Here is a 13,349-nt window from a genome sequence, read left to right on the forward strand (position 1 = left end):
GTTGGGGCCGCGAACGTGCCGAAAGCGAGGGCTCAGAGGCCGCGGCGGATGGGGTTCAGGACGGGGTTCTCCGGGTAAGGGATGCAGGGCACAGCGTCTCCTCTGACGGGGTACGACGTACTACAGGGGACCAGCGGCCGCCCCGGAGGAGAGGGGAACCCAGAGGGATCCCACCGAGACGATGTATCAGGCCGAGCAGACATGCCACCGAGACGTGCACCACATCGTGATGTGGCTCACCGTGAAGAATGTGTCCTGCTCACGGCGTTGACCAGGCCGTCTCCTCGGGCCAGAGCATGGTCATGTGGGTCATCAGCGGAGCCGGTGCGGGACCCCTCGGTCAGCGGAGCAACGGCCGGACCTCCCGCGCCCAGGCCGCGACCGCGTCGAGGTCCCGGAAGTCGCCGATCGGGGTGCGCATCGCCCGCAGCAGGGTGCGCTCGGCCAGAGGGATGCGGTCCATCAGCACCCAGCCGGGGAAGTTCCGCACCGCGACGGGGCGGATCGGACTGCGGGCCAGGAAGCTCTCGGTGCCCTTCTGACGCTCGGCCTTGGCGGGGTTCGCGGCGGAGCCGGAGCAAGTGAACAGGGCCACAGGGCGGGCTCCGAGCGCGGCCGCGTGCCGGCCGGCCCAGTCCTGGAAGCTCTTCTCCAGGGCATCCATGCGGATGCCGGAGCCGATCACCGCGGCGTCGTGGCCGACGGGGTCCGGGTCCGCGGCGATATCGTGCAGCACGGCCTCGGTGCCGGCGAGGATGAGCTCGTCGACGATCACCTCGGCGAGGCTGCGGGTGGCTCCGGAATGGGTGGCATAGGCGACCAGGACGCTCATGGAACCACCCTGTCACCTGCTTCGATGGCCACGGAGGGACCCACGGCCCGGCGACGACGGACCGCTCTGCTCAGGAGTAGCCCGGGACGTCCGGGAGGGCGACCCCACGGTATCCGACCAGGCAGTCCCCGGGCAGCAGGTCCCGCGCCAGCGGGGTGCGGGAGATAGGAATGGAGAGTCCGACCGTCATCCGGGTCTCGGACTGCTCACGCTCCCCGGGCAACCGGACGACCCGCTGGTGCTCCCTGGGTCCGGCGCACTGGACCACCTCGTCGCTGAACCGCGGGGAGTCACCGGGGCGGGCGACGTCCGCGGACCCGCTGAGCACCCCGTCGGTGAGCCCTGCGACCTGCCTTCCCTCCCAGGCGGGGCCCGTCGACGGTTCCCACGCCTGCTCCCCGCCGAGGTCGGCGGCCTCCAGGGCGTCGACCAGCTCCTCCTCTCTCGGCGTCGTGCCCGCGAGCTCGTAGCTGAGGTCCACGGAGAGCCGGCACTCCTGCACCTGCCGCGTGTCGAGGCCGCCCTCCAGGCGGCAGGAGAGCGTCCAGACCTCCCCGATCGGCTCCCCGACCAGCGGGTCCAGGGCCGCGCGGGTGCCATCGGCGGCCTGATCGATGACCGGCTCCCAGCGCTCGTAGCCGGCGCCGGCCTGGGCGCGGACGGCGAGCGCGGTGCGGGGCGCCGCCGTGAGCGTGGTCAGCAGAGCGAGGATCAGCAGCACCGCCACCGCGATCAGCGCGATCATCCACCCGCGCCGTCGGGGTCGCCCCCGGCCCTGCGCTGTTCCCTGCGAGCTCATGCTCCGCCCCCGTCCCCTCGATCCCCCGGTGCGGCTCGTGCCGCCGACCCTCGCCATCCTCGCCCACCCCCGGGCGACCCACCAGGGCGCGGCATGGGGAGGACTGTCCCTCCCGGCCTCCCCGGTCGGCACCGGTTCGGCGATTCGTCCGGTTTCCCGCCCGCTCCGCGCAGGCTCGGTCAGCGAGGTCACGAATCGGACGTCATGACTGCTCGGTCACTGAAAGGCGCTGGTCGCAGCGGCGGAGAATCGCCGCACGGCGGTGGCCGTCCCGTCATCGCCGTGGCACGAAGGAGTGCACCATGTCCCGTCGTATCCTCTCCGCCCTCTCCTCCCTGCTCCTCGTCTGCGGTCTCGCCGTGCTCGTCCCCGCCACGGCACAGCCCGCGCCGTACTGCGGCTTCTACTGGGGATCCACCCCGGAGTCGTCCTCCGGGCCCGGCGCCGGTCCCCTGGAGGATCTGCGCACGGGCCGGCACGCCTGCTTCGACCGGCTCGTCATCGACCTCGACGGGGACGTCGTCGGCTACTCCGTCCGCTACGACCGGGTCGAGGCGCTCGGCACCGGCGACACCATCCCGCTGGCCGGGGGTGCCGATCTCGAGATCCTGGTCGAGGCCGCGGCCTACGACGTGGACGGTCTGGCCACCTACCAGCCGGCCGATCCCGAGCACGCCCTGGACGTGTCCGGGCACCGGACCTTCCGCCAGGTGGTCTGGGGCTCCAGCTTCGAAGGGCAGAGCCTCATCGGCCTCGGCGTGCGCGCCCGGCTGCCGATGCGCGCCTTCGTCCTGAACGGTCCGGGGGACGGCTCCCGCCTCGTCGTGGACGTCGCCCACCGCTGGTGAGCCCGGCATCCCGCTGAGGATGATCGACCGGTTCTCCTCCCTCTGCGGGGCGGCCGGTCCACCCCGCGCGCCGCGGGGATGACGGATCCGCCCCGGACGAGGGAGGCGGTGCCTGGGCGCCTGTTCTCCCGCCGACCGGCTCCCCGTCGCGTGCGGTGAGGGACACTGGACACACGGCGGAGCCCTCGTCCGCCCCTCCCGGAGGAGAGACCATGCCCCGCTACGTGATGATCAAGCACTACCGGGGCACGCCGCCCACGGTGAACGACCACCCGATGGACGAGTGGAGCACCGCGGAGGTCGAGGACCACCTGCGCTACATGAACGACTTCGCCGACCGTCTGCGAGCCGGCGGCGAGTTCGTGGACTCCCAGGCCCTCGCCGCCGAGTCGATCTTCGTCCGCGCCGCCCCCGACGGCTCCGGTCCCGAGACCACTCCGGTGCCGGCGGACAACTCGCTGGTCGCGGGCTGGATGATGATCGACGTGGCCTCCCACGAACGAGCCCTGGAGCTGGCCGCGGAGCTCTCGGCCGAGCCCGGCAAGGGCGGGAACCCCATCCACGAGTGGCTCGAGCTGCGCCCCGTGCTGGGGGACCACTGATCCCCCGGGTGAACCGGCGCCCGCGACGTCGCCGCGGCACCGCCCTGCGCGGAGCCCGCGTGCTGGTCACCGGCGGCGGCTCCGGCCTGGGCCGGCAGCTGGCTCGGGACGCGGCGGCGCGCGGCGCCGAGCTGGTGCTCTGGGACCTGGACCTCCCGGCCGCCGAAACCGTCGCCCACGAGATCCGCGCCGTCGGCGGCGTCGCCGCCGCACAGGGCGTGAACGTCGCCGATACGCAGGCGGTGGCGGCCGCCGCGGAGACGGCCGGGCCCATCGACGTGCTGATCAACAACGCCGGGGTCGTCACCGGCAGGCCGCTGCTGGAGGCGGGCGAGGAGCAGATCCGCCGCACGCTGGACGTGAACGCGCTGGCCCTGTTCTGGACCACCCGGGCGCTGCTGCCCGGGATGCTGGAACGGGGCCGCGGCACGGTGGTGACCATCGCCAGCGCCGCCGGCTGGGCGGGGGTGTCCCGCCAGACCGACTACTCGGCCAGCAAGTGGGCCGCGGTGGGGTTCACCGAGTCGCTGCGCAACGAGCTGCGCACCGCCGGGCACCGGGTGTCCACGCTGGTGGTGTGCCCGTACTACATCGACACCGGCATGTTCGACGGCGTGACCACGCGCTTCCCGCGGCTGCTGCCGATCCTGCGGCCCGAGGACGTCTCCCGCCGCACCCTGGACGCGATCGAAGCCGGCGAGCACCAGGTGATGATGCCCTGGATGGTGCGCACGGTGCCGCTGATGCGGGTGCTGCCGCCGCGCCTGTTCGACCGGGTGATGGACCTGTTCGGCATGAACCACGCGATGGACCGCTTCACCGGTCGCAGCGGACCGCATCCGTCCTGAGCCCCTGCGGGATTCGTGCGCCCGGTGCGGGGTCACCCCTCGGTCCGGGCCGCGACCCCGCACTCGGCGCCGGATCCTCGTCGACCGTCAGGCGATCGGCGGCACGTACAGCGCCTCGGGCTCCTCGGCGCCCTCGGGCACAGCGCTCAGCAGCATCACCGTGTCCTGGAGGGCGATCACCTCGCGACGCTGCGGCGGCACCTCATGGATCACCCCGCTCTGCAGCACGAAGGGCTCCTCTCGGCGATCACCTTGATGGCGCCGTGCAGGATGTAGAGGCTCGCGTCGACCTCGGAGTGGTGCGGCGGCAGGGTGGTGTCCTCGAGCAGCACCACCACCGTCTGCTGGAGTCGACCGCCGAGGATCACGTGCTCCTCATGGCGGCGGTCCGCGGCGTTGCAGGCACGGTCGATGGACCGCGAGACGATGTCGGACAGGGCGACCATGATGCGCCCCTCGGGGACGAGGGGTCCCGGGGGTCGTCGTCGACGGCGCCGGTGCGCCGGGTCGCCGTCGAACATGCCCGGGCGGATCCTTTGTGCACTGCTGTGGTCAGTCCAGGGGGACCCCGATCCCGCCCGCCCGGGTCCGACCGCTCGGACGCGGCTCGCCGCGCTGTGGTCCCGCTCCGGCGGGCCGACCGAACCGCCGACAATCGCCGCCGTCGGCAGGAGCATCACGTCCGACGTCCGTGTGCGGCGCTCGTGCCCCGACCACGAGTCGAGGCCGCCTCCCGTGACGGGGAGGCGGCCTCGATCTGGACTCTTGTGGAGACTAGGGGGGTCGAACCCCTGACCTGAAGCTTGCAAAGCTACCGCTCTACCAACTGAGCTAAGTCCCCGGGTGGAGTGATGACTCCGATTCGATGGGCGGTGCCGGCCGGGTCAGCCGCGCGGCGCGGTGACGGGCTCGGCGGGGGTGCTGTCCTGCTCGGCGGAGACCTTCTCGGCCTCGGCCCAGAGATCGTCGCGCAGACGATCGGACTCGACCTTGCGCCACACGAGGATCCCGGTCGCGGCGGTGCCGATCAGCACGGCGGCGAGTCTGACGAACTTCATCACGAGAGTCCTCCACTCATCGAAGTGGGCCTAACTGGACTTGAACCAGTGACCTCTGTCTTATCAGGACAGCGCTCTAACCGACTGAGCTATAGGCCCGGGGGCGCTGCACCGGATCGTACCGGTGCCTGCTACCGACGCACCACTGTACGTGCGCCGCGGGCCGCCGTCCAACCGATGAGGGGTGCTGTACGGCAGGTCACAGGGGGATCCGGCGGCCGTCCACAATTGTCTACCGAACCCCGGCGGTCGATGCCTGCTACCGACGACTGTCAGCACCATCGACGCCGAGAGTTGCCGAGGGGGACCCCGGCACCTGGTCCCCCGAGGAGTCGTGCATGTCCACCGTCACGCCCGCGAGCATTGGCGGCTCCCCGCCCAGTCCGTCCGAAAGCCTGCCGCCCGCGGTCCCGGCGTCTCCCCCGCGCCCCCCGCCGCCCCGCTGGAGCAGGTCGCCGACGGCGACGAGCTGGCCTTCGCCGAGCTCGCCGGACAGAGACGAGGGCGAGTACCAGCTCGGTGACCGCGTGGTCGGCGTGCAGGAGGAGGGCAACCGCCGGGTCGAGTCCGAGCGGGTCACCCACGCCCTGACCTTTCTCAGCGACCCCCAGCGCGAGGCGATCGAGCTGGCCTCTGTCGGCGGGTACACCCAGCGGGAAGTGGCGGATCTTCTGGATATCCCCCTCGGAGCCGCCAAGACCCGCATCCGGGAGGGCATGATCGTCCTGCGGGACAGGCTGGGGGTGGGCTCATGACGGCGTACGGACAGGATCATTCGGAGGACCAGGCGACGCGCGCGCTGCTCGCCGCCTGGGCCCTGGACGCCCTGGACGAGGGCGAACGCGCCCGGGTCGAGGAGCTGATGGCGCGGGACGAGCGCGCCGCCGCGGAGGCCGCCTCCTTCCTGGCGACGATGGCGGCGGTGGACGAGGGCCTGGAGCAGCTGCCGCCCCGTCCGGAACTGCGCGAGACCGTGCTGCGGCGGGTGGCGGCGACCCCGCAGGGCCGGGCGCCCGCGGACGCTCCGTCGTCGCCGTCCGCACCCCGGGGAACGGATCCCGCACCGCACGGGGAGCCGTCGGCCCGGGAACAGGGCGAGGTCGTGCCCCTGTCCCGCTATCGCTCCAACGTGCGGCGCGGCCGTTGGCTGGGGCTGGCCGCCGCGACCCTGCTGATCACCACGGTCGCCTCCTTCGGGCTGTGGCGCGGCGAGCGCGCGGCGGACGACGTGGAGCTGGCCGAGATCGAGACCCCGCAGAGCGACTCCGCACCCGCCGAGGGCTCGGTGACGGTGCAGGACGATCTCGCCGGCTCCGTGCAGATCGGGGTGACGGTGGAGCCGAGCACCGGCTCGCAGGAGCCCACCTCCGACCCGATCGCCGCCGCCGAGCTCTGATCCGGCCCCGGACCCGGGCTGCCCGGCGTACGGTGGAGTCATGAGCGAGGAGCGTGCCCGCGCGGCCCTGGAGGCCTCCGGGCTGGAGCACGCGATCACCCGGCACGGGCGCGTGTCCTCCCTCGCCGAGGCCGCGGCCGCCCGCGGCGTGGAGCCCCGAGACATCGTGAAGACGCTGGTGGTGCGCCGCGGCGAGGACGACTTCCTGTTCGTGCTGGTGCCCGGGGACCGGGAGATCTCCTGGCCGCTGCTGCGGGCCGAGCTCGGAGTCAACCGCCTCTCGATGCCTGACGCGGAGGTCGCCCGCGAGGTCACCGGCTACGAGCGCGGCACCATCACGCCCTTCGGCGCCACGACAGCCTGGCCCGTCGTCGCCGACGCCACCCTGACAGGCGACCCCGAGCGGCGGATCTCCCTGGGCGCCGGCGCCCACGGCGTCGCCGCGACCGTGCCGGCCGAGGCCGCCCTCGAACACCTGGGCGCCCTCATCGCTCCCGTCACCGCCCCCTTGGATCCCTGACCCGTCGACCCCCGAGCTTCTGATCGACCGTTTTCCGGGAGGACACCATGTAGCCCGTCCGCTACCAGATCCGCCTCGTCATCGCACGCGACGCCTGGGAGGACCGCCGAGCGCAGCACGCGGAGTTCTCGCCCGACCACGACCCGGCGGACCGGGGAGCACAGCGATGAGCATCAGTCCGACGGGCCGCATGGCGGCGGCCGCGATCATCGTCCTCATCGGCATCGCCTTGTGCGTGCTGCAGGACGACGTCCTCGGGCGGGCCCTCGCCGTCGGCCAGGTCCTCGTCGGCCTCTGGCTCCTGCGCACCGGCTGGCGTGAGCGCGTGGAGGAGCGGACAGCCCTCCAGCGCCCCCGCTCCGAGGACGCTCCCGGCCACTGAACCGGCCCCCACGACCCCACGACACACGAGGAGGGGCGGGCACCTGCGCGGTGCCCGCCCCTCCTCGTGGTGCCCCGGGGCTTCCGGGGCGGTGGCTCACTGGTCGGTGAAGGTCATCTTCAATCCGCCCAGCAGCGCCGCCACCAGGTTGTACAGGAAGGCGAACAGGGTGCCGAGCGCGGTGATGATGACGACGTTCACCACGGCCACGACGGTGCCGTAGCTGACCATCTTCGAGAAGCTGAAGAAGTCCATGAACGGCAGCGGGTCACCGCCGTTGAGATCCCGGCCGAGCTGGTCGATCTGGTTCCACAGGCCGATGGCCTCGACCAGGTTCCACAGCAGGATCACGGCCACCACGGTCGCGATGCCCACGGCGATCGCCACCAGGAACGACAGCTTCATCACCGAGAACGGGTCCATGCGGGCCAGGGTCAGGCGCACCCGGCGCGGGCCGCGGCGCTCCTCGGTGCCGGAGGGAGCGGCGGACTCCTTGACGGGGCTGCGGCTGGAGCCGCGCGCCGCCGAGCCGCGACCGGTGCCCAGCGAGAGCTCCTCCTCCGCGTCCTCGGCGACCGGCTGGGCCTTCGTGGCGCCGGTGGCGGTGCGGGAGGAGCCCTTGACCGGACCGCCCTTCGCGGAGGTCCGCGAGGACCCTTTGCCGGATCCCGCGGCGCCGGCCTTCTCCGTCGTCGTCCCGGCCGTGTCGGCGTCGGTGACCTTCTCCTGCGCCTGAGTGGGCTCCTCGGCGCTCAGCGTCGTGGTCTCCTCCCCGTTGGTGGGCAGGGCGGAGGTCTTCTCGGAGGACGCCGTGGGACGGGACCCTCCCTGGGAGCTGCTCGGGGTCACGGGGTCACTCCTCGGGGCTGTCGACGTCGGCGACGTCGGGGGTGGACGGTGACGAGCCTAGATCATCGCCCCCGGTGGGGACGGCGACCGGCTCGCCCGTGGCCTCGGCGGGATCCAGGTCGGGCGCCTCGGAGGGATCGGTGTCGGGGCCCTCCGCGTCGTCATCCGCGTCGACCTCGGACTCGGCGCTGGTGGTGACCAGCAGGATGTGGTCGCCCTTGCCCGGCTTGGCGAAGGTGACGCCCATGGTGGTGCGGCCCTTGGCGGGCACCTGCGCCACCTCGGAGCGGACCACGCGGCCCTTGGCCATCACCACCAGCAGCTCGTCGCTCTCCTGGACGACGGCGGCGCCGACCAGGTGGCCGCGGTCGTCGGGCAGCTTGGCCACCCGGATGCCCAGGCCGCCGCGGCCCTGCAGGCGGTACTCGTCCACGCTGGTGCGCTTGGCGAAGCCGCCCTCGGTCACGGTGACCACGAAGGTCTCGGGGCGCACCACGTCCAGGGCCAGCAGCTGGTCGTCCTCGCGGAACTTCATGCCGGTGACGCCGCTGGTGGCGCGGCCCATCGGGCGCAGCACGTCGTCGGCGGCGGGGAAGCGCACCGACTGCCCGTTGCGGGAGACCAGCAGCAGCTCGTCGTCGGCGTTCACGGCGCGGGCGCCGATCACGCGGTCCGTCTCGGGTCCGTCCGGGCCCTCCACGTCGCGCAGGTTGATGGCGATGATGCCGCCGGTGCGGTTGGAGTCGAAGGCCGTCATCGCGGTCTTCTTCACCAGGCCGGAGCGGGTGGCCAGCACCAGGTACTCGGCGTCCTCGTAGGTCGAGATCGCCAGCACCGAGGCGATGTGCTCATCGGGCTGGAAGGCCATCAGGTTCGCGACGTGCTGGCCCTTCGCGTCCCGCGGCGCCTCGGGCAGCTCGTAGCCCTTGGCACGGTAGACGCGTCCCTGGTTGGTGAAGAACAACAGCCACTGGTGGGTGGTGGTGGTGAAGAAGTGCTCGACCACGTCGTCGGTGCGCAGGGAGGCCCCGCGCACGCCCTTGCCGCCGCGCTTCTGGGCGCGGTACTGGTCGGTGCGGGTGCGCTTGACGTAGCCGCCGCGGGTGATGGTGACGACCACGTCCTCCTCCGGGATGAGGTCCTCCATCGACATGTCCGAGTCGAAGGGCAGGATCTCGGTGCGGCGGTCGTCGCCGTACTTCTCGACGACCTCCGCGAGCTCCTCGGAGACGATCTCCCGCTGCCGTGCCTCGGAGGCGAGGATCTCCCGGTACTCCTCGATGAGGGCCTGCAGCCGGTCGTGCTCCTCGATGATCTTCTGGCGCTCCAGGGCGGCCAGGCGGCGCAGCTGCATCGCCAGGATCGCATTGGCCTGGATCTCGTCGATGTCCAGCAGCTCCATCAGGCCCACCCGGGCCTGGTCGGCGTCCGGGGAGCGACGGATCAGGGCGATCACCTCGTCCAGCGCGTCCAGCGCCTTGAGGTAGCCGCGGTAGATGTGGATCTGCTCCTCGGCCTTGCGCAGCCGGAAGCGGGTGCGCCGGACGATGACCTCGATCTGGTGCTTGGTCCACTCCCGGATGAAGGAGTCGATCGACAGGGTGCGGGGCACGCCGCCGGCCAGGGCCAGCATGTTCGCCGAGAAGTTCTCCTGCAGCTGGGTGTGCTTGTAGAGGTTGTTCAGCACCACCTTCGCCACGGCGTCGCGCTTGAGGGTGATGACCAGGCGCTGGCCGGTGCGGCCGGAGGTCTCGTCGGTGATGTCGGCGATGCCCTGGATACGTCCCAGCTTCACCATCTCGGCGATCTTGCGGGCCAGGGTGTCGGGGTTGACCTGGTAGGGCAGCTCGGTGACCACGAGCGCCATGCGGCCGTTGATCTCCTCGGTGCTGACCACGGCGCGCTGGGTGATGGAGCCGCGGCCGGTGCGGTACGCCTCCTCGATGCCCTTGGTGCCGACGATGGTGGCGCCGGTGGGGAAGTCGGGGCCCTTGATGCGCTGCAGGCAGGCCTCGAGCAGCTCCGGCTTGGTGGCCTCCCAGTTCGTCAGCAGCCACTGCACGGCGTCGTTGAGCTCGCGCAGGTTGTGCGGCGGGATGTTGGTGGCCATGCCCACCGCGATCCCGGCCGACCCGTTGGCCAGCAGGTTCGGGAAGCGCGCCGGCAGGATGACGGGCTCGTCGATGGTGCCGTCGTAGTTCGGCTGCATGTCGACGGTGTCCTGGTCGATGTCGCGCACCAGCTCCATCGCCAGGGGCGCCATCTTGCACTCGGTGTACCGGGGGGCGGCGGCGCCGTCGTCGCCGGCGGAGCCGAAGTTGCCCTGGCCCTGGATCAGCGGGTAGCGCATCGCCCAGGGCTGCACCAGGCGCACCATCGCGTCGTAGATCGCGGAGTCGCCGTGGGGGTGGTAGTTGCCCATCACGTCGCCGACGACCTTCGCGCACTTGGAGAAGGAGCGGTCGGGGCGGTAGCCGCCGTCGTACATCGCGTAGACGATGCGACGATGCACGGGCTTGAGGCCGTCGCGCACCTCCGGCAGGGCGCGGCCGACGATGACGCTCATCGCGTAGTCCAGGTAGGACTTCTGCATCTCCTGGTTCAGGTCGACCTGTGTGATGCGGTCGCCCTCCCCCTCGTCGAGGGGGTCGACCAGGGTCACGGTGCGTTCGGCCGCCTGGGCGGCGGTCAGCTCGGTAGAGCCCTCGGGGGTGGGGTCGACGGGAGCGCCGTCCAGCGGGGCGTCCGGGGTGGGATCCCCCGGGCCGGTCGGGTCGCTGGGGTCGGTCGGGTCGGTGGGGCCGTGCGGGGTGTCGCTCATGGAGGGCCTTTCGGGTCGGGCCGGCGGAGGGACGGTCCCCGGGGGTCGGGCGCGCCGCGGGTCGGGCGCGGCGCCGGCCGCCGGGGGTGCCGGGATCAGATGTCGAGGAAGCGGACGTCCTTGGCGTTCTCCTGGATGAAGCGGCGGCGGGAGTCGACGTCGTCGCCCATCAGCACCGAGAAGATGGTGTCGGCGTCGGCGGCCTCGTCCACGGTGACCTGCTTGAGGGTGCGGGAGTCGCGGTCCATCGTGGTGGTCTGCAGCTCGCGCCAGTCCATCTCGCCCAGGCCCTTGTAGCGCTGGATGCCGTTGTCCTTGGGGATGCGGCGCCCGGCGGCGCGGCCGGCGGCCAGGCGCTCGTCGCGCTCGGCGTCGCTGAACACGTACTCGTGGGCGGCGTTGGACCACTTCAGGCGGTACAGCGGCGGCATCGCGATGAAGACGTGGCCCAGCTCGATCAGCGGCCGCATGTAGCGGAACAGCAGGGTCAGCAGCAGGGTGCAGATGTGCTGGCCGTCGACGTCGGCGTCGGCCATCAGGATGATCTTGTGGTACCGCAGCTTGGTGGCGTCGAAGTCCTCGCCGATGCCGGTGCCGAAGGCCGTGATCAGCGAGCGCACCTCCTGGTTGTCCAGCGCCCGGTCCAGCCGCGCCTTCTCCACGTTCAGGATCTTGCCGCGGATCGGGAGGATGGCCTGGGTGCGGGGGTCGCGGCCCTGGACGGCGGAGCCGCCGGCAGAGTCGCCCTCCACGATGAAGATCTCGCACTCGGAGGGGTTGCGGGAGGAGCAGTCGCGCAGCTTGCCGGGCATGCCGCCGGTCTCCAGCGGGGACTTGCGGCGGGTGGCGTCGCGGGCCTTGCGGGCCGCCTCGCGGGCGGCGGCGGAGGCCTGCGCCTTGGTGACGATGGACTTCGCCTCGGCCGGGTGGGACTCGAACCAGGCGACGAGCTGGTCGGTCATCACCTTGACCATGAAGGTGCGGGCCACGGTGTTGCCGAGCTTGGTCTTGGTCTGGCCCTCGAACTGCGGCTCGCCGAGCTTCACCGAGACCACGGCGGTCAGGCCCTCGCGGATGTCCTCGCCGGTGAGGTTGGGGTCCTTCTCCTTGAGCAGGCCCTGCGCCTTCCCGTAGCGGTTGACGATGGAGGTCAGCGCGGTGCGGAAGCCCTCCTCGTGGGTGCCGCCCTCGTGGGTGTTGATGGTGTTGGCGTAGGTGTGCACCGACTCGGAGTAGGCGCCGGTCCACTGCATGGCGACCTCGGCGGCGATGTGCGCCTCGGTGTCCTCGGCCTCGAAGGAGATGATCTCGGGGTGGATCACCTCGGCCCGCTTGGCGGAGTTGATGAACTCGACGAAGTCCTCGAGGCCGCGCTCGTAGTGGTAGGTCCAGCTGCGGGCGGCGCCGGCGACGACGGCCTCGGCGGAGGTCGCGGCCTCGTCGGCGTCGACGGCCACGTCCTCGGGGGCGCCGGCGTCCTCCTCCTCGGCCGGGCGCTCGTCCGTGAGGGTGATCTTCAGGCCCTTGTTGAGGAAGGCGTACTGCTGGAAGCGCTTGCGGAGGGTCTCGGCGTCGTAGACGGTGGTCTCGAAGATCTCCGGGTCGGCCCAGAAGGTGATGGTGGTGCCGGTCTCGGTGGTGTCCTCGCCCTGCTCCAGCGGGGCCTCGGGGACGCCGCGGCGGTAGGCCTGGCGCCACACGGAGCCGTCACGGCGGATCTCCACCTCCATGCGGGTGGACAGGGCGTTCACCACGGAGGAGCCCACGCCGTGCAGGCCGCCGGAGACGGCGTAGCCGCCGCCGCCGAACTTGCCGCCGGCGTGCAGCACGGTCAGCACCAGCTCCACGGCGGGCTTGTTCTCGGTGGGGTGCATGTCCACGGGGATGCCGCGGGCGTGGTCGACCACGCGGATCGCGCCGTCGGGCAGGATCGTGACCTCGATGGAGTCGCCGTGACCGGCCAGGGCCTCGTCCACCGCGTTGTCGACGATCTCCCACACCAGGTGGTGCAGGCCGCGCTCCCCGGTGGAGCCGATGTACATGCCCGGGCGCTTGCGGACCGCCTCGAGGCCCTCGAGGACGGTGATGTCCGAGGCGTCGTAGTGGACCGGGGCGCTCGGCGGGGTGGGGGCCTCCGCGGGTGTCGCCGCCTCCTGTGCGGTCGGATCGGTCACGGGACGGTCGGACTCGCTCACCTGATGCTGCTCCTCGCGGTTCGGGACCCCCGGCCGGCGGGGAGCGCCGAGGGCGGTGCCGGGCGCGACGGGGACCCCGGGGCGCCGAGTTCGGGGCAGGGCTCCCCACGCGCACGCGCGCGCGAGGCCGCTCGCCCTCCACGAGCCCTCCGGGAGGGCGGTGTCGGCGGGCCCGTTCCCGCCGCGGGCGACGGGGGTG

The 13,349-nt window shown here is 72.0% G+C and carries 16 protein-coding genes and 2 tRNA genes; 8 read left to right on the forward strand and 10 right to left on the reverse strand.

The genetic code is table 11. The features are described from left to right. Positions 1-340: 340 nt before the first annotated feature. Positions 341-832: a flavodoxin domain-containing protein gene (locus tag OM98_RS03385; protein WP_010533167.1), complete on the reverse strand. Its 492-nt coding sequence runs from the start codon at positions 830-832 to the stop codon at positions 341-343. A 70-nt stretch (positions 833-902) separates the two neighbouring features. Continuing rightward, entirely contained in the window at positions 903-1,577 is a 675-nt protein-coding gene (locus tag OM98_RS03390) for a hypothetical protein (RefSeq protein WP_010533168.1), read from the reverse strand. 356 nt (positions 1,578-1,933) lie between these two features. Between OM98_RS03390 and OM98_RS03395 the strand changes: the two genes are divergently transcribed. From OM98_RS03395 to OM98_RS03405, 3 genes are all read left to right on the forward strand, one after another. Next, positions 1,934-2,479, forward strand: coding sequence for an AMIN-like domain-containing (lipo)protein (locus OM98_RS03395; protein ID WP_010533169.1), 546 nt, complete (start codon positions 1,934-1,936; stop codon positions 2,477-2,479). Positions 2,480-2,691: 212 nt separating this feature from the next. Further along, positions 2,692-3,081, forward strand: coding sequence for a YciI family protein (locus OM98_RS03400; RefSeq protein WP_010533170.1), 390 nt, complete (start codon positions 2,692-2,694; stop codon positions 3,079-3,081). Between the two features lie 8 nt (positions 3,082-3,089). Further along, positions 3,090-3,929: an SDR family oxidoreductase gene (locus OM98_RS03405; protein ID WP_010533171.1), complete on the forward strand. Its 840-nt coding sequence runs from the start codon at positions 3,090-3,092 to the stop codon at positions 3,927-3,929. A gap of 87 nt (positions 3,930-4,016) precedes the next feature. On the opposite strand, the gene OM98_RS16095 is transcribed toward OM98_RS03405, so the two are convergent. The 5 genes from OM98_RS16095 to OM98_RS03420 form a co-directional block, all read right to left on the reverse strand. After that, positions 4,017-4,157, reverse strand: coding sequence for a hypothetical protein (locus tag OM98_RS16095; RefSeq protein WP_245528710.1), 141 nt, complete (start codon positions 4,155-4,157; stop codon positions 4,017-4,019). Then, entirely contained in the window at positions 4,139-4,375 is a 237-nt protein-coding gene (locus OM98_RS14430; RefSeq protein ID WP_245528711.1) for a hypothetical protein, read from the reverse strand. Before OM98_RS14430 ends, OM98_RS16095 begins: the two co-directional genes overlap by 19 nt. A gap of 322 nt (positions 4,376-4,697) precedes the next feature. Then, a tRNA-Ala gene (locus OM98_RS03415) sits at positions 4,698-4,770 on the reverse strand. Positions 4,771-4,813: 43 nt separating this feature from the next. Next, complete coding sequence (locus OM98_RS15765) at positions 4,814-4,987, reverse strand: DLW-39 family protein (protein ID WP_010533173.1); 174 nt, start codon at positions 4,985-4,987, stop codon at positions 4,814-4,816. 25 nt (positions 4,988-5,012) lie between these two features. Then, positions 5,013-5,086: transfer RNA gene (locus OM98_RS03420), tRNA-Ile, on the reverse strand. 235 nt (positions 5,087-5,321) lie between these two features. Here OM98_RS03420 and OM98_RS16100 point away from each other — a divergent pair. From OM98_RS16100 to OM98_RS03440, 5 genes are all read left to right on the forward strand, one after another. Beyond that, the gene (locus OM98_RS16100; RefSeq protein WP_245528712.1) at positions 5,322-5,510 is read left to right on the forward strand and encodes a hypothetical protein; all 189 of its coding nucleotides are present in this window, start codon (positions 5,322-5,324) and stop codon (positions 5,508-5,510) included. A gap of 4 nt (positions 5,511-5,514) precedes the next feature. Further along, positions 5,515-5,742, forward strand: coding sequence for a sigma factor-like helix-turn-helix DNA-binding protein (locus tag OM98_RS16105; protein WP_342626420.1), 228 nt, complete (start codon positions 5,515-5,517; stop codon positions 5,740-5,742). Then, positions 5,739-6,383 carry a hypothetical protein gene (locus tag OM98_RS15770; protein WP_010533175.1) on the forward strand — a complete coding sequence of 215 codons (645 nt, stop codon included), beginning with the start codon at positions 5,739-5,741 and terminating at the stop codon, positions 6,381-6,383. Before OM98_RS16105 ends, OM98_RS15770 begins: the two co-directional genes overlap by 4 nt. 40 nt (positions 6,384-6,423) lie before the next feature. After that, positions 6,424-6,903: an aminoacyl-tRNA deacylase gene (locus tag OM98_RS03435; RefSeq protein ID WP_010533176.1), complete on the forward strand. Its 480-nt coding sequence runs from the start codon at positions 6,424-6,426 to the stop codon at positions 6,901-6,903. Between the two features lie 166 nt (positions 6,904-7,069). After that, positions 7,070-7,285, forward strand: coding sequence for a hypothetical protein (locus OM98_RS03440; RefSeq protein ID WP_010533177.1), 216 nt, complete (start codon positions 7,070-7,072; stop codon positions 7,283-7,285). A gap of 96 nt (positions 7,286-7,381) precedes the next feature. Here OM98_RS03440 and OM98_RS16110 read toward each other — a convergent pair whose 3' ends face one another. The 3 genes from OM98_RS16110 to gyrB all read right to left on the reverse strand — a co-directional run bounded on the left by OM98_RS16110 (position 7,382) and on the right by gyrB (position 13,150). Continuing rightward, entirely contained in the window at positions 7,382-8,134 is a 753-nt protein-coding gene (locus OM98_RS16110) for a DUF3566 domain-containing protein (RefSeq protein ID WP_010533178.1), read from the reverse strand. A 4-nt stretch (positions 8,135-8,138) separates the two neighbouring features. Next, complete coding sequence (gene gyrA, locus OM98_RS03450) at positions 8,139-10,955, reverse strand: DNA gyrase subunit A (RefSeq protein WP_010533179.1); 2,817 nt, start codon at positions 10,953-10,955, stop codon at positions 8,139-8,141. 95 nt (positions 10,956-11,050) lie between these two features. Next, on the reverse strand, positions 11,051-13,150 hold the full coding sequence (gene gyrB / locus OM98_RS03455; RefSeq protein ID WP_010533180.1) for a DNA topoisomerase (ATP-hydrolyzing) subunit B: 2,100 nt from the start codon (positions 13,148-13,150) through the stop codon (positions 11,051-11,053). Between the last annotated feature and the right edge of the window lie 199 nt (positions 13,151-13,349).

Source organism: Brachybacterium squillarum M-6-3 (assembly GCF_000225825.1).
GTDB lineage: Bacteria > Actinomycetota > Actinomycetes > Actinomycetales > Dermabacteraceae > Brachybacterium > Brachybacterium squillarum.